A 15,161-nucleotide genomic window follows, 5' to 3' on the forward strand; every position below is an offset into this window, starting at 1 on the left:
GTCTCAGGCGCAGAATCGAGTCTCAGGCGTAGAACCGGGACTCGAACACGGCACGGGCCCGTCGGGTGAGGCGCAGATACTCTTCCTCGAGCGCGTGTCCGGAGCCTGCAGGGCGTCCGGTCCACCGGGCCACGGCCTCGAGCTCGACGCTCTTCGAGGGGAGCACGTCCGTGGCCCTGCCGTTGTAGACCATCGTGGCCGAGCGGACGTCGGAGGCGATGTTCCAGGCCGCAGACAGGGCCTCCCCTTCGGCGGAGGTGAGCCGGCCGGACTCGACGAGCGCGGCGAGCGCCTGCAGCGTGGACGTGGTCCGCAGCGACTCGGTCTCGGACGCCCACCGCAGCTGGCCCAGCTGGACAAGCCATTCGACGTCGCTCAGCGAGCCGCGGCCGAGCTTGAGATGACGTGCCGGGTCCGCACCGCGCGGAAGCCGCTCCCCCTCGACGCGGGCCTTGATGCGCCGGATCGAGCTGATCTGTCCGGCGTCGAGCCCTCCCTCCGGGTAGCGGAAGCGGTCCGCGAGCTGCATGAAGCGCTCGGCGACGCCGTCGTCGCCCGCCATGGGGCGGGCGCGCAGCAGGGCCTGGAACTCCCAGAGGTCGCCCCAGCGCTCGTAGTACTCGGCGTACGAGTCGAGGGAGCGCACGAGCGGTCCCTGCTTGCCCTCAGGGCGGAGGGCGGCGTCCACCTTGAGGACGAGCTCCGCCGGAATCGCAGGCTTGAGCGGCTGTGTGAGGAGCTGCTGAAGCCGCTGGACCACGCGCAGCGCCTGGGCGGAGGCCTCGGACTCGGAGGTCTCGGGCTCGGGCTCGAACACGTAGAGGACGTCCGCGTCCGAGCCGTAGGTGGTCTCGCGCCCGCCCTGGCGGCCCATCGCGATGACGGCGAGCCGCATGAGACGCCCGTGCTCGGCGAACTCGGCGTTCTCCGCCGCGTGGAGGACACCAAGGACGCAGGCGCGGTCGACGTCGGCGAGGGCGGCCCGGACACGCGCTGCGTCGATGAGGTCGGCGGCGTCCGCGAGGGCCACCCGCATGATCTCCCGCCGGCGCAGCAGCCGAACGAACCGCGCGGCGGCCTCCGGGCTCGACTCCCGCTTGAGCTTGGACCGGATCTCCTGCCAGAGCCCCTCATAGCTGCGCGGCTCCAGGTTCGCGTCCTCGCCGAGCCACTTGACGGACTCCGGCGTGAACTCGAGCCAGTCCGCGATGAGCCTCGACGTGGAGAGGACGCGGCAGAGGCGCTGCGCGCCCGCGTTGGAGTCCCTCAGCATCCGGAGGTACCACGGGGACTCCCCCAGAGACTCGGAGAGCTTCCGGAAGGCCAGCAGTCCGCCGTCCGGGCTCACGCCCTCCGCAAGCCAGCCGAGGAGAACGGGAAGGAGCTGGCGCTGCAGGCCGGCCCGGCGGCTCACGCCCTGCGTGAGCGCCTCGATGTGGCGCATGGCCCCGGCCGGGTCCAGATAGCCGAGCGCCGCGAGGCGGGCCTTGGCCTCGTCCGGGCTGAGGCGCACCTCCCCCTGGGAGAGGGCCGCCGTGGACGCGAGGATCGGACGGAAGAAGATCTGCTCGTGGAGGCTGCGCACCCTCCGCTTGGTCTCCAGCCACCGCGCGGTGAGCGCCTGCGCCCCGCCGTGGATGCGCAGGGAGCGGGCGATCTCCTGGCGGTCCTCCTCGGCCTCGGGCATGATGTGCGTCCGCCGCAGCTTGGCGAGCTGGATCCGGTGCTCCAGGGTGCGGAGGAAGCGGTAGCTCGCCGCGAGCTCGGCTCCGTCCTCGCGGCCGATGAACCCCGTCTCGGTCAGCGCCTCCACGGCGCCGAGCGTGTCCTTGACCATGATGCCGGGCTCCATCCGCCCGTGGACCAGCTGGAGGAGCTGCACGGTGAACTCGACGTCCCGCAGCCCGCCCTCGCCGAGCTTGATCTGCCGCGAGGCCTCGGAGGCGGGGATGTTGTTGGTGACGCGGGCGCGCATGCCCTGGACGCCCGCCACGAAGCCGTCCCGCTCGGAGGACCCCAGCACGAGCGGCGCTGTCAGCTCCTCGAACCGCTGCCCGAGGTCCTCGTCACCGGCGATGGCGGTGGCCTTGAGGAGCGCCTGGAACTCCCAGTTGTGCGCCCACTTCTCGTAGTAGGTCCGGTAGGAGTCCAGGGTGCGCACGAGGGCGCCGTCCTTGCCCTCGGGGCGCAGGTTGGCGTCCACCTCCCACAGGCCGGGCTCGATGCCCGTCGAGTGGAGGACGTGGCCGAGCCGCGTGGCGAGGAACGAGCCGATGGTCGTGAGCCAGGAGGAGTCGCGCCCCTCGCTCTCCGCGGCTCCCTCGGAGCCCGAGGCCGCCTCGACCACGTACATGACGTCGACGTCGGAGATGTAGTTGAGCTCCCGCGCACCGCACTTGCCCATGCCGATGAAGGCGAGCCGGACGTCGTCCACGGCGTCCCCGTAGCGCTCCCTGGCCTGCTCCCGGGCGATCGCGAGCGCGCCGGAGAACGCGGCGGAGGCGAGATCGGCGAGGTCCCGGGCCACGAGGTGCACGTGCGCCGAGGGGTCCTCCCCCTCGAGGTCGAAGAGCGCGGTCTCGACGAGATGGCGGCGGTAGCGGACGCGCAGAGCGGAAACGGGGTCCTCCTCCGCGGTCTCCACGGCCTCGGTCAGCGAGGAGGTCAGGGCCTCCGCCCGCTCGCCGATCCCCCGCGGCACGCGGGAGAAGTCGAGGGCCGCGAACTCGGCCGGACGCCGGTAGAGGAAGTCCGCGAGCGCGCTCGAGGAGCCGAGCAGGCGGACGAGCCGCCGTCCGTGCGGACCGGCTGCGGTCTTCGCGGCCTCGGGGACCCGCTCGATGAGGCGCACGACCCCCGTCAGGGCGGCGTCGGGACGGGCCCCCGCGGCGAGGAGCTCCACGGTCTGCTGCGGCTCGAGGCCGAGCTTCCCGATCTCGGGCGAGGCGAGCCAGCTCCGGGCCTGGGCGACGTCCCGGAACCCGGCGGCGATGAGTGCTCTGCTCCTGATCTCCACGGGCTTCTCCTGCCTCCTCGTCTCGTGGTGCGGCCGGCTCAGAGGATGCCGAGGCTGCGCTTGAGCTCGAACGGCGTCACCTCGGTGCGGTAGGCGTCCCACTCCTCCTGCTTGTTCTTGAGGAAGCTGCGGAAGACCTGCTCGCCGAGGACGTCGGCCACGAACTCGCTGTCCTCCATGGTCCGGATCGCGTCGTGGAGGGAGGTGGGAAGCGGGTCGTGGCCGAGCTGGCGGCGCTCGGCGGACGTGAGGGACCAGATGTCGTCCTCGGTGGGCTCGGGAAGCTCGTACCCCTCCTCGATGCCTTTGAGCCCTGCGGAGAGCAGCACGGCGTAGGCGAGGTACGGGTTTGCCGCGGAGTCGATGCCGCGGTACTCGATCCGCGCGGACTGCCCCTTGTTCGGCTTGTAGAGGGGCACGCGGACCAGGGCAGAGCGGTTGTTGTGGCCCCAGGACAGGTAGCTGGGCGCCTCGCCTCCGCCCCAGAGCCGCTTGTAGGAGTTGACGAACTGGTTGGTCACGGCCGTGAACTCCGGGGCGTGCTTGAGGATGCCGGCGATGAACTGCTGGGCGGTCCGGGAGAGCTGGTACTCGGCGCCGGCCTCGAAGAAGGCGTTGGTGTCCCCCTCGAAGAGGGAGAAGTGGGTGTGCATGCCGGAGCCCGGCTGATCGCCGAAGGGCTTGGGCATGAAGGTGGCGTAGGCGCCCTCGAGCAGGGCCACCTCCTTGACCACGGTGCGGAACGTCATGATGTTGTCCGCCGTCTGGAGCGCGTCCGCGTAGCGCAGGTCGATCTCGTTCTGGCCCGGCCCGCCCTCGTGGTGGCTGAACTCGACGGAGATGCCGACGCTCTCCAGCATGGTCACGGCCGTGCGGCGGAAGTCCTGGGCGACGCCGCCCGGGACGTGGTCGAAGTAGCCCGCGTTGTCGACGGGCACCGGGCGGCCCTCGGGGTCCAGCGAGTCCGACTTGAGGAGGTAGAACTCGATCTCGGGATGGGTGTAGCACGTGAACCCCATGTCCGCGGCCTTCGCGAGCGTCCGCTTGAGCACATTGCGAGGGTCCGCCGAGGAGGGCTCGCCGTCCGGGGTGAGGATGTCGCAGAACATGCGGGACGTGGCCTCGGTCTCGCCGCGCCACGGGAGGATCTGGAACGTGGAGGGGTCCGGCTGCACGAGCATGTCCGACTCGTGGACGCGGGCCAGCCCCTCGATGGAGGAGCCGTCGAACCCGAGCCCCTCCTCGAACGCTCCCTCGACCTCGGCCGGGGCGAGCGCTACGGACTTCAGGGTGCCGACGACGTCCGTGAACCAGAGTCGCACGAAGCGGACGTCCCGCTCCTCGATGGTGCGCAAGACGAATTCCTGCTGACGGTCCACGGCACTCCTTCCGTTGCGTGCTGCGCACGCGAGATCGGGTCTTGATCACCAGCCTAGCCGCGCCGCTACGCTGAGAGGATGACCGAAGAGACCTCCCCGTACGGCGCCGCGCCCGCGACGCCCCCGGCCCGGGTGCGCACGCGCACCCTGCGGCTCGCCAAGGAGCGCGGCGAGCGGATCGCCATGCTCACCTCCTACGACTCCCTCACGGCCTCGCTCTTCGACGAGGCGGGGGCCGACGTCCTGCTCGTGGGCGACTCGGCGGGCAACAACGTCATGGGCCTCGACTCGACCCTTCCCGTGACCGTCGACGACATGCTCGTCTTCACGCGCGCGGTGGTGCGCGGCGCCCGCAGGGCGCTCGTCGTCGCCGACCTCCCCTTCGGCTCCTACGAGAACTCGCCGGAACAGGCCTTCGGGACGGCGGCCCGCCTCATGAAGGAGGGCGGGGCGCAGGCCGTCAAGCTCGAGGGCGGAGCCGAGATGGCCCCCACGATCCGCCATCTCGCCCGGCGGGGCGTGCCCGTCATGGCGCACATCGGGTTCACTCCCCAGTCCGAGCACCAGCTGGGCGGCTACCGGGTCCAGGGCCGGGGCGAGGACGCGGATCGCGTGCTCGCGGACGCGAGGGCTGTCGAGGAGGCGGGCGCGTTCGCCGTCGTGCTCGAGATGGTCCCGGCGCAGGCGGCCGCGAGGATCGAGGAGGCGCTCGGCATCCCCACGATCGGCATCGGCGCCGGACCCTCGACCACGGGCCAGGTCCTCGTCTGGCAGGACGCCTTCGGGCTGCGGGAGGGGCGGATGCCCCGGTTCGTGAAACAGTACGCCCGCCTCGCAGACGATCTGCGGGCGGGCGTGAGGGGCTACCTCGAGGACGTGCGCAGCGGGGCCTTCCCGGGGCCCGAGCACACCTTCTGAGGGCGGCACTGGGGCGGCTAGCGCTCCAGGTCGTCCTCCTCCTCCTCGGCGTCCCAGCGGCGGGTGTTCTCCGCGGCGTGGGCGAGCGCCTGGGCGGCCGCCTCGTGGGTCGGGTAGGGGCCCATGAGGTGGGGGACGTTGCTGCCGTCGCCCTCCTCGACCTCGCGCGTGTCGAGGTTGTACCAGAATTCCTTCGGCATCTGCCGTGCTCCTCACGTGGTCGGGAACGCTTCTCCCGGCCAGTCTAGGACAGAGAGCGGGCCTGCCCGGATCTGCGCCGGTCCCCCGACTAGACTTGAGGACCATGTCCCACAATCTCGCCGCCGAGTCCCCGTCCGCCGCGCCCGTGGGCGCCCTGACCCCGGGCACCGTCTCGCCCCGCCTCAGCGTCCCCGCCGGCATCGAGCGCCCGGAGTACGTCGGCCGGACCACCGCGAACGAGGGCCACGACTCCAACCAGTACACGGCCGAGGAGGCCGAACGGGCCCGCGAGGCGAGCCGCATCGCGGCCCGCGCCCTGCAGGAGGCGGGCAGGGCGTGCGTGCCGGGGACGACGACGGACCGGCTGGACCGGATCGCCCACGAGTACATGCTGGACCACGGCGCCTACCCCTCGACCCTCGGCTACAAGGGTTACCCGAAGTCCTGCTGCACCTCCCTCAACGAGGTCATCTGCCACGGCATCCCGGACTCGACCGTCCTCGAGGACGGTGACCTCGTCAACATCGACGTGACGGCCTACAAGGACGGCATGCACGGGGACACGAACGCGACCTTCCTCGTGGGCGAGGCGGACGAGGAGTCCCGCCTCCTCGTGGAGCGGACCGAGGAGGCGCTCGCCCGCGCGATCAAGGCCGTCAAGCCGGGCCGGCAGATCAACGTCATCGGCCGCGTCATCGAGACCTACGCCAAGCGCTTCGGCTACGGCGTGGTGCGGGACTTCACGGGGCACGGCGTGGGGCGCGAGTTCCACTCGGGCCTCATCGTGCCGCACTACGACGCGGCGCCGGCGCATGCCGAGGAGATCCGCCCGGGCATGGTGTTCACCATCGAGCCCATGCTCACGCTCGGTACCATCGAGTGGGACATGTGGGAGGACGACTGGACGGTCGTCACCCGCGACCGCCGCCGCACCGCGCAGTTCGAGCACACCCTGCTCGTCACCGAGGACGGCGCGGAGATCCTCACCCTGCCCTAGCGCGAGACCAGGCCACGTTCACCGACGAAAGCGATCCCTCTGACATGAGCAAGGAATCCCACCGCAAGCAGCCCCGCCTCGCCATCGGCATCGACATCGGCGGCACCGGCATGAAGGGCGGCATCGTCGACCTCAAGAAGGGCAAGCTCGTCGGCGAGCGCTTCCGCATCCCCACGCCGAAGCCCGCCACCCCCGAGGCCGTCGCCGACGTCCTCGCCCAGATCGTCTCCGAGCTCGAGTCCCGCGGCGAGGACCTCGACCCGACGACGCCGGTCGGCGTGGACTTCCCCGCCATCATCAAGAACGGCGTGGCCCTCTCCGCCGCGAACATCGACAAGTCCTGGATCGGCACGGACGTGGACGCGGTCTTCACCGAGAAGCTGGGGCGCGAGGTCAAGGTGTTCAACGACGCGGACGCGGCCGGCGTGGCCGAGGCCGCCTACGGTGCCGGCGTGGGCCAGGACGGCACCGTCCTCGTCATCACCCTCGGCACGGGCATCGGCTCCGCCTTCATCCACGACGGCATCCTCGTCCCGAACGCCGAGCTCGGCCACCTCGAGATCGACGGGCACGACGCCGAGACCCAGGCCTCCGCCGTGGCCCGCGAGAAGCTGGACATGCCGTTCAAGGAGTACGCCGAGACCCGGCTGCAGCGCTACTTCGAGCACGTGGAGTTCCTCTTCTCCCCCGAGCTCTTCATCGTGGGCGGCGGCATCTCCAAGCGGGCGGACGAGTTCCTCCCGTACCTGAGGCTGCGCACGCCGATCGTCCCCGCGAAGCTCAAGAACAACGCGGGCATCGTGGGCTCGGCCCTCCAGGCCAACCGCGTCTCGGACACGGTGGACCCCGTCGAGCCGAAGCACGGGCACAAGCGCAAGCACTGAGCCCGGACAGGCACAGGCCCCGGACACGGAAAGGCCCGGTGCCGCACAGGGCTTCCCCTCCCCGTGCGTCACCGGGCATGTCTTTACAGTGCCCCACTCCGGGACCCCCGTCAAGACCGAGTCTGAACCTCGGATTGAACGCGGGCTGTGGGCCGGGGACGTGCAACGGCTCCTCACCGCGCGCCCGCGGGCGGGTCAGCGGGCCGTGAGCGGGCGCTGGTCCCCCTCCGGCGGCACGTCTCTGCCGGCGGGGCGGGAGCGCAGGTCCTCGATGGCGGACTCGAAGTCCTCGAGCGAGTCGAACCCCTGGTAGACGCTCGCGAAGCGCAGGTAGGCCACCTGGTCCAGGCGGCGCAGCGGCGCGAGGATCGCGAGGCCCACCTCGTTCGCGTCGATCTCCGCCACGCCCTTGGCGCGGATGGCCTCCTCCACCTCCTGGGCGATCTTGTTGAGGTCGTCCTCCGTCACCGGGCGCCCCTGGCAGGCCTTCCCCACGCCGGAGATCACCTTGGAGCGGGAGAAGGGCTCGGCCACGCCGGAGCGCTTGACCACGTTGAGGCTCGTGGTCTCCACCGTGGTGAAGCGGCGGTTGCAGCTGGGGCAGAGGCGACGGCGCCGGATGGCGGTGCCGTCCTCCACGAGGCGGGAGTCCACCACGCGGGAGTCCTCGTTGCGGCAGTACGGGCAGTACACGGCTACCTCCGGTCTCCGGCGAACCGCGCGTCCACCGCGTCGCCGTGGGCGGGGAGGTCCTCGGCGTCGGAGAGCACGCGGATGCGGCCCGCGACCGCCTCGAGGGCCTCGGCCGGGTACTCGACCACCTGGACGAGCTTCATGAAGCTGAGGACGTTGAGGCCGGACGCCCGGCGGGCGGTGCCGGACGTCGGGAGGACGTGGTTGGAGCCCGCGGTGTAGTCGCCAAGGCTCACGGGCGAGTGCGGACCCACGAACACGGCACCGGCGTGGCGCACGCGGGCGGCCGCCTCATGAGGGCGGACCGTGTGGATCTCCAGGTGCTCGGCGGCGTAGGCGTCCGCCGTCTCGAGCGCCTGGTTCAGGTCCCGCACGAGCACGATCGCCGACTGCTCCCCGCCGAGCGCCGCGAGGACGCGCTCCCGGTGCTTGGTCCGCTCCGTCTGACGCGCGAGGGCTGCGCGGACGCGGTCCGCGAGGTCCTCCGAGTCGGTGATGAGCACGGATCCCGCCAGGGAGTCGTGCTCCGCCTGGGAGACGAGGTCGGCCGCGACCAGCTCCGCGTCCGCGGACTCGTCCGCCACGACGGCGATCTCCGTGGGGCCGGCCTCGGCGTCGATCCCCACGTCCGTGCGGACGAGGGACTTGGCCGCCGCCACGAACGCGTTGCCGGGGCCGGTGACGACGTCCACCGGCTCGAGGGCCGGCTCCCCGCCCTCCCCCGGGACGCCGTAGGCGAGCGCCGCCACGGCCTGCGCTCCTCCGACCGCGATGACCTCGTCCACGCCGAGCAGCTCGGCGGCGGCGAGGACCGTGGGGTGCGGCCAGCTGCCGAACTCCTTCTGCGGCGGGCTCGCGAGGACGAGCGACTCCACCCCCGCCGCCTGGGCGGGGACGGCGTTCATGACCACGGAGGAGGGGTACACGGCCAGTCCGCCCGGGACGTAGAGGCCCACGCGGTCCACCGGGGTGTACCGGGCGGTGACCCGCGCTCCGCCCTCGAACTCGACGCTCTTCTCCTCCGGCACCTGGACAGCCGCGAAGGCGCGGGCGCGGCGGATCGACTCCTCGAGCGCTTCCCGGACCTCGGGGTCCAGGGAGGCGAGGGCCTCGCGGCGCACCTCCTCCGGCACGCGGAGGGAGGCGGGAGCCCCGCCGTCGAACCGCTCGGCGAGCTCGTCCAGCGCCGCCCGGCCGCGCGTGCGGACGTCCTCGACCAGACGGGCCACGGTGGCCCGGACGTCCGGACCGTCACCGCCCGTGCGCGGCATGGCGGACCGCAGCGCGGCGCCGTGGAGACTCCCCTCCCGCAGGTCGAGGGTCCGGATGATCGGCTCGGAAGCGGGTGTGGCGGGCATGGGACTCATTTTAGGCCAGCGCCTCAGTCCATGCAGTGCGGGCCGAGGAGCACCTTGAGGTCCCCGTAGAGCGCGGACGAGGGCGTGACGCGCAGGTCCACGCCGAGCCGGTAGAGCGCCGTCGCCCTCGGCTCCACGAGCCGCACCTTCACCTCCGTGGTGCCGCGGTGCATCCGCAGGATGTCCCGCAGCTGGGTGACGGTGCGCTCCGACGCCTTGTGCACGGGCAGGGAGATGGTGACCGGGCCCGTGACGCCCGCGTCCGAGACCTCCGGGACGGTGAGCTCCATGGCGCTCATCGAGACGGAGCCGTCGTCCCGGCGCTGGAGCCGGCCCTTGACGGAGACGATGAGGTCCTCCGCGAGCACGTCCGCGATGGGACCGTAGGCCTGGCCGAAGAACATGACGTCCATCGAGCCGAGCAGGTCCTCGACCACGATCCTCGCGTACTGGTTGCCGCTCGACTTCGCGATGCGCCGTTCCACCGTGGTGATCATGCCGGCGATGGTGATGATGGCGCCGTCGCGCGGGCCGTCCTCCGAGACGAGGTGCGGGATCGAGCCGTCGGCGAGCTGCCCGAGGACGTCGTCGAGCCCCTTGAGCGGGTGGTCCGAGACGTAGAGCCCCAGCATCTGGCGCTCGAAGGTCAGCTTCTCCTTCTTCTCCCACTCGGGGATCTCGGGGACGTCGACGTCGAGCCCGCCGGGGGCCTCCGCCCCGCCGTCGAACGCGCTGAAGAGGTCGAACTGGTTGTTCGCCTCGTTGCGCTTGCGGACCACGACGGCGTCGACCGCCTCCTCGTGCACCGCCGAGAGCGAGCGCCGCGTGTTGCCGAGCGAGTCGAACGCGCCCGCGCGGATGAGGGAGTCGATGGTCCGCTTGTTGCAGACCACGGCCGGAACCTTGTTGAGGAAGTCCGCGAAGGACTCGTAGAGGCCCTTCTCCTGGCGCGTCTCCACCATGGCCTTGACCACGTTCGCGCCGACGTTGCGGATGGCCCCCATGCCGAAGCGGATGTCCGTGCCGACCGGGGTGAAGTTGAGCGCGGACTCGTTGACGTCCGGCGGCAGCACGGTGATGCCCATCCGGCGGCACTCGTTGAGGTAGAGCGCGAGCTTGTCCCGGTCGTCGCCCACCGAGGTGAGGAGTGCCGCCATGTACTCGGCCGCGTAGTTCGCCTTGAGGTACGCCGTCCAGTAGGAGACGAGGCCGTAGGCGGCCGTGTGGGCCTTGTTGAACGCGTAGTCCGAGAACGGGAGCAGGATGTCCCAGAGCGCCTTGACCGCGGCCTCCGAGTATCCGTTGTCCAGCATGCCCTGGTGGAACGTGGCGTACTGGCGGTCCAGCTCCTCCTTCTTCTTCTTGCCCATCGCGCGGCGGAGGATGTCCGCCTCGCCGAGCGAGTAGCCCGCCACCTTCTGCGCGATGGCCATGACCTGCTCCTGGTACACGATGAGGCCGTACGTCGTGTCCAGGATGTCCGCGAGCGGCTCCTCCAGCTCCGGGTGGATGGCGACGACGTCCTGCTGCCCGTTCTTGCGCAGCGCGTAGTTCGTGTGGGAGTTGGCGCCCATCGGGCCCGGGCGGTAGAGGGCGAGAACGGCGGAGATGTCCTCGAAGTTGTCCGGGCGCATGAGCTTGAGGAGGGAGCGCATCGGGCCGCCGTCGAGCTGGAAGACGCCGAGCGTGTCGCCGCGCTGGAGCAGCTCGTAGGAGGGCTTGTCGTCGATCTCGAGGGTCTCGAGGTCCAGCTTCTCGTTCCGGTTCAGCTCGATGTTCTCGAGCGCGTCCGAGATGATCGTCAGGTTGCGCAGCCCGAGGAAGTCCATCTTGATGAGGCCGAGGCCCTCGCAGGTCGGATAGTCGAACTGCGTGATGACCTGGCCGTCCTGCTCGCGGCGCATGATCGGGATGATGTCGATGAGCGGGTGCGAGGACATGATGACGCCGGCCGCGTGGACGCCCCACTGGCGCTTGAGCCCCTCGAGGCCGAGCGCCGTGTCGAACACGCCCTTCGCCTCGGAGTCCGTCGCGAGGAGCTGCCGCAGCTCGTCCGCCTCGGAGTAGCGCTTGGCCTCCTCGTTGTAGACGTCCGCGAGGGCGATGCCCTTGCCCATGACGTCCGGCGGCATGGCCTTGGTCAGCCGCTCGCCCATCGAGAACGGGTAGCCCATGACGCGCGAGGCGTCCTTGAGGGCCTGCTTGCCCTTGATGGTGCCGTACGTGACGATCATGGCCACACGCTCGTCGCCGTACTTCTCCGTCACGTACTTGATCACTTCGCCGCGGCGGCGGTCGTCGAAGTCGACGTCGAAGTCGGGCATCGAGACGCGGTCCGGGTTGAGGAAGCGCTCGAAGATGAGGCCGTGGTTGAGCGGGTTGAGGTCCGTGATGCGCATGGCGTACGCCACCATCGAGCCCGCGCCCGAGCCGCGGCCCGGGCCGACGCGGATGCCGTTGTCCTTGGCCCAGTTGATGAAGTCCGCGACGACGAGGAAGTAGCCGGGGAAGCCCATCTGGGTGATGATCCCGATCTCGTACTCCGCCTGCTTGCGGACCTCGTCCGGGACGCCGCCCGGGAAGCGGTAGAGCAGGCCCGCCTCGACCTCCTTGACGAACCAGGACTCCTCCGACTCCCCCTCGGGCACCGGGAAGTTCGGCATGTAGCTCGCCTTGGTGTTGAACTCCACGTTGCATCGCTCGGCGATGAGCAGCGTGTTGTCGCAGGCCTCCGGGATCTCGTTCCAGATGCTGCGCATCTCCGCCGGGGACTTGAGGTAGAACTCGTTCGCGTCGAACTTGAAGCGCTTGGGGTCCTGCAGCGTGGAGCCGGACTGGACGCAGAGGAGGGCCGCGTGCGCGTCCGCGTCGTGCTCATGCGTGTAGTGGAGGTCGTTCGTGGCCACGAACGGCAGGTCCAGCTCCTTCGCGAGCCGGATGAGGTCCTTCTGCACGTTCCGCTCGATGTCGAGCCCGTGGTCCATGACCTCGCAGAAGAAGTTGTCCTTGCCGAAGATGTCCCGGAAGTCCGAGGCGGCCTGCTTGGCCTCGTTGTACATGCCGAGCCGGAGCTTCGTCTGGACCTCGCCGGACGGGCAGCCCGTCGTCGCGATGACCCCCTTGCCGTAGGTCTCCAGCAGCTCGCGGTCCATGCGGGGCTTGTAGAGGAAGCCCTCGAGCGAGGCGAGGGAGGACATCCGGAAGAGGTTGTGCATGCCGGGCGTGTCCTCCGCCCACATGGTCATGTGCGTGTAGGAGCCGGCGCCGGAGACGTCGTCGCGGCCGCCGTCTCCCCACTTGACGCGGGTCTTGTCCTGGCGGGCGGTGCCCGGCGTCAGGTAGGCCTCGACGCCGATGATGGGCTTGACCCCGTGCTTCTTGGCCTTGCTCCAGAAGTCGAAGGCGCCGAAGATGAAGCCGTGGTCCGTGGTGGCCAGCGAGTCCATGCCGAGCGTCTGCGCGTGCGCGAAGAGGTCGTCGAGCCGGGCGGCGCCGTCCAGCATCGAGTACTCGGTGTGGTTGTGAAGATGGACAAAGGAATCAGTCTCGCGAGCCACCCGACCAGTCTAGTCCTCCTGGCCGTCCGCCTCCGCTTTGCGCCCCGACGCCGAATGTGGCTTGATGCTCGCATGCGCCTCTGGAGCCTTGACCCTCGCTTGCTGGACCGCCGAGCCCTCGTCGCCGGGTGGAGAGAGGCGCTTCTGGCCCAGAAGGTGCTCGCGGGCGAGACCCGCGGGTACCGCAGCCATCCGCAGCTCGTGCGCTTCCGCGCGGCCCCCGATCCGGCGGCGGCCATCGCCGCCTTCCTCTGGGGGCTCGCGGCCGAGGCGGAGCGCCGGGGCTACTCGTTCGACTCGTCCAAGATCTCCCGTTCCCTCGACCCCGGCCTGCAGATCACCGTGACCCGCGGCCAGCTCGATCACGAGTGGGAGCACCTGCTGCGCAAGGTCAGGCAGCGGGATCCCGAGTGGCTCCGGACGCAGCTCCGGGACGCCGCGCCCGCGCCGCATCCGATGATGACGGAGGTCCCCGGAGACGTGGAGGACTGGGAGGTCCTCTAAGGGGCCGGTCCGCGCTCCTGGACGGCTCTCTGACTACTTCCGGGTGCGGCCCTCGCGCGCTCGGCTAGTGGGAGACCTCGCCGCGCAGGTGCCGGAGCGCGTACTCGAGGTCCTGCGGGTAGGGGCTCGTCACGCTGACCTGCTCGCCGCTCACCGGGTGGGCGAAGGAGAGACGGCGGGCGTGCAGCCACTGCCGCGTCAGCCCGAGCTCGGCGGCGAGCGCCGGGTCCGCCCCGTACATGAGGTCGCCCGCGCAGGGGTGCCGCAGGGCGGAGAAGTGGACGCGGATCTGGTGCGTGCGGCCGGTCTCCAGGTGGATCTCGAGCAGGCTCGCCGGGCCGAAGGCCTCGACCACCTCGTAGTGGGTCACCGAGTTCCGCCCTCCCTCGAGGACGGCGAACTTCCACTCGTGCCCCGGATGGCGTCCGATCGGCGCATCAACGGTGCCCTTGAGCGGGTCCGGCAGTCCCTGGACGACGGCGTGGTAGACCTTCTCCACCGTCCGCTCCTTGAAGGCCGCCTTGAGCGCGGTGTAGGCCCGCTCGGTCTTGGCCACGACCATGGCTCCCGAGGTCCCGACATCGAGCCGGTGCACGATCCCCGCGCGCTCTGCTGCGCCGGACGTGGAGATCTCGTACCCCTCCCCCGCCAGAGCGCCGACGACGGTGGCCCCGTGCCACCCCGGGCTGGGGTGCGCGGCCACGCCCACGGGCTTGTCGACGACGACGATGTCCTCGTCGTCGTACAGGACGCCGAGCCCCTCGACCTTCTCCCGCCGGACCGTCCGGCTCTCGTCCACGGGGACGTCCACGGCGAGCGACTGCCCCTCCGCCACCTTGGCCGAGGCGCGGGCCACGGTCTGCCCGTCCACGCTCACGCGCGCCTCGGAGATCCACCGCGCGGCCTGGGCCCGTGAGGAGCCGAGGGCGTGGGCCAGGACGGCGTCGAGCCGTCCGGCGGTGGTGCAGGTCAGGGTGTGGACGCCGGGCTCGGGACGCTGCTCGGTAGCCTGTTCGGAGCTGCCTTCGGGGGTCTGCGCGCTCACGCGTCCTCCGTCCTCTCTGCGGTGCCGGGCGTGCTGGCCTCGTCGTCGGTCCGGCGGGCGGCGTCACCGCCCTTCCTCGGCGGCCACGGGTCGATGCCCCGCAGCAGGAAGAGGACCGCGAGGGCCACCCCGGTGCAGACCGCGGAGTCCGCCACGTTGAAGCGGGGGAAGGAGCCCACGCCGATGAAGTCCACCACGTGGCCGCGCCCGACCCCCGGCTCGCGGAAGAGACGGTCCACGAGGTTGCCCACCGCCCCGCCGAGCACGAGTCCGGCCGCGAAGGACCACACACGCTGCCGGGAGCGCAGCGCGATGACGAGGACGAGCACGGTGATGCAGGCAGCCACCGCCGTCGCAAGCAGGGTGCTGTTCTCCCCAAGGCTGAACGCGACGCCGGAGTTCTTGATGAAGTGCCACTGGACTGCGGAGCCGATCACGTCGATCCGCTCCCCCAGGGTCATCTGCGACTCCACGAGGTGCTTGGTCAGCTGGTCGAGGAGGAGGACGAGGGCGGCCGGAACAGCAGTCAGGCAGAGGAGGACGGCTCGCCTGGGCGCGGGGCGCGCGGGAGCCGCAGGCTGCGGGCGGTGAGAGGTCTCTGGCACGGTT

12 protein-coding genes are annotated in these 15,161 nt (G+C 70.8%); 4 read left to right on the forward strand and 8 right to left on the reverse strand.

Annotated elements, in window-relative coordinates:
- Positions 1 to 22 precede the first annotated feature (22 nt).
- Both H9I38_RS02680 and glnA read right to left on the reverse strand, forming a co-directional pair.
- The gene (locus tag H9I38_RS02680) at positions 23 to 3,016 is read right to left on the reverse strand and encodes a bifunctional [glutamine synthetase] adenylyltransferase/[glutamine synthetase]-adenylyl-L-tyrosine phosphorylase (RefSeq protein ID WP_226337074.1); all 2,994 of its coding nucleotides are present in this window, start codon (positions 3,014 to 3,016) and stop codon (positions 23 to 25) included.
- Positions 3,017 to 3,054: 38 nt separating this feature from the next.
- Positions 3,055 to 4,395 carry a type I glutamate--ammonia ligase gene (gene glnA / locus H9I38_RS02685; protein ID WP_226337075.1) on the reverse strand — a complete coding sequence of 447 codons (1,341 nt, stop codon included), beginning with the start codon at positions 4,393 to 4,395 and terminating at the stop codon, positions 3,055 to 3,057.
- A gap of 78 nt (positions 4,396 to 4,473) precedes the next feature.
- Between glnA and panB the strand changes: the two genes are divergently transcribed.
- On the forward strand, positions 4,474 to 5,313 hold the full coding sequence (gene panB, locus H9I38_RS02690) for a 3-methyl-2-oxobutanoate hydroxymethyltransferase (protein WP_226337076.1): 840 nt from the start codon (positions 4,474 to 4,476) through the stop codon (positions 5,311 to 5,313).
- 17 nt (positions 5,314 to 5,330) lie between these two features.
- Here panB and H9I38_RS02695 read toward each other — a convergent pair whose 3' ends face one another.
- Positions 5,331 to 5,513, reverse strand: a complete 183-nt coding sequence (locus tag H9I38_RS02695; protein WP_226337077.1) for an SPOR domain-containing protein — start codon at positions 5,511 to 5,513, stop codon at positions 5,331 to 5,333.
- A 104-nt stretch (positions 5,514 to 5,617) separates the two neighbouring features.
- On the opposite strand from H9I38_RS02695, the gene map reads away from it, so the two are divergent.
- On the forward strand, positions 5,618 to 6,511 hold the full coding sequence (gene map, locus H9I38_RS02700; RefSeq protein WP_226337078.1) for a type I methionyl aminopeptidase: 894 nt from the start codon (positions 5,618 to 5,620) through the stop codon (positions 6,509 to 6,511).
- A 44-nt stretch (positions 6,512 to 6,555) separates the two neighbouring features.
- A complete protein-coding gene (gene ppgK / locus H9I38_RS02705; RefSeq protein ID WP_226337079.1) occupies positions 6,556 to 7,395 on the forward strand; it encodes a polyphosphate--glucose phosphotransferase in 840 nt (279 codons plus the stop codon).
- Positions 7,396 to 7,590: 195 nt separating this feature from the next.
- Here the strand turns inward: ppgK and nrdR are convergent, their stop codons facing one another.
- The 3 genes from nrdR to dnaE are packed head-to-tail and all read right to left on the reverse strand — an operon-like array spanning position 7,591 to position 12,949.
- Positions 7,591 to 8,088 carry a transcriptional regulator NrdR gene (nrdR, locus tag H9I38_RS02710; RefSeq protein ID WP_226337080.1) on the reverse strand — a complete coding sequence of 166 codons (498 nt, stop codon included), beginning with the start codon at positions 8,086 to 8,088 and terminating at the stop codon, positions 7,591 to 7,593.
- A 2-nt stretch (positions 8,089 to 8,090) separates the two neighbouring features.
- The gene (gene hisD / locus H9I38_RS02715; RefSeq protein WP_226337081.1) at positions 8,091 to 9,446 is read right to left on the reverse strand and encodes a histidinol dehydrogenase; all 1,356 of its coding nucleotides are present in this window, start codon (positions 9,444 to 9,446) and stop codon (positions 8,091 to 8,093) included.
- Positions 9,447 to 9,469: 23 nt separating this feature from the next.
- Positions 9,470 to 12,949 carry a DNA polymerase III subunit alpha gene (gene dnaE, locus H9I38_RS02720; RefSeq protein ID WP_413463509.1) on the reverse strand — a complete coding sequence of 1,160 codons (3,480 nt, stop codon included), beginning with the start codon at positions 12,947 to 12,949 and terminating at the stop codon, positions 9,470 to 9,472.
- Between the two features lie 126 nt (positions 12,950 to 13,075).
- Here dnaE and H9I38_RS02725 point away from each other — a divergent pair, with 126 nt between their 5' ends.
- On the forward strand, positions 13,076 to 13,507 hold the full coding sequence (locus H9I38_RS02725) for a pyrimidine dimer DNA glycosylase/endonuclease V (RefSeq protein ID WP_226337083.1): 432 nt from the start codon (positions 13,076 to 13,078) through the stop codon (positions 13,505 to 13,507).
- Between the two features lie 64 nt (positions 13,508 to 13,571).
- Here the strand turns inward: H9I38_RS02725 and H9I38_RS02730 are convergent, their stop codons facing one another.
- Both H9I38_RS02730 and lspA read right to left on the reverse strand, forming a co-directional pair.
- The gene (locus H9I38_RS02730; protein WP_226337343.1) at positions 13,572 to 14,480 is read right to left on the reverse strand and encodes an RluA family pseudouridine synthase; all 909 of its coding nucleotides are present in this window, start codon (positions 14,478 to 14,480) and stop codon (positions 13,572 to 13,574) included.
- 68 nt (positions 14,481 to 14,548) lie between these two features.
- The gene (gene lspA / locus H9I38_RS02735; RefSeq protein ID WP_226337084.1) at positions 14,549 to 15,157 is read right to left on the reverse strand and encodes a signal peptidase II; all 609 of its coding nucleotides are present in this window, start codon (positions 15,155 to 15,157) and stop codon (positions 14,549 to 14,551) included.
- Between the last annotated feature and the right edge of the window lie 4 nt (positions 15,158 to 15,161).

This window comes from Arthrobacter sp. UM1, from assembly GCF_020483305.1.
Lineage (GTDB): Bacteria > Actinomycetota > Actinomycetes > Actinomycetales > Micrococcaceae > Falsarthrobacter.

Bases quoted from the DNA above. Each gene is read 5' to 3' on its own strand.
- dnaE (WP_413463509.1), bottom strand. From the start codon at position 12,949: ATGCTGGACGGCGCCGCCCGGCTCGACGACCTCTTCGCGCACGCGCAG.
- map (WP_226337078.1), top strand. From the start codon at position 5,618: ATGTCCCACAATCTCGCCGCCGAGTCCCCGTCCGCCGCGCCCGTGGGC.
- H9I38_RS02695 (WP_226337077.1), bottom strand. From the start codon at position 5,513: ATGCCGAAGGAATTCTGGTACAACCTCGACACGCGCGAGGTCGAGGAG.
- ppgK (WP_226337079.1), top strand. From the start codon at position 6,556: ATGAGCAAGGAATCCCACCGCAAGCAGCCCCGCCTCGCCATCGGCATC.
- panB (WP_226337076.1), top strand. From the start codon at position 4,474: ATGACCGAAGAGACCTCCCCGTACGGCGCCGCGCCCGCGACGCCCCCG.
- H9I38_RS02725 (WP_226337083.1), top strand. From the start codon at position 13,076: ATGCGCCTCTGGAGCCTTGACCCTCGCTTGCTGGACCGCCGAGCCCTC.
- hisD (WP_226337081.1), bottom strand. From the start codon at position 9,446: ATGCCCGCCACACCCGCTTCCGAGCCGATCATCCGGACCCTCGACCTG.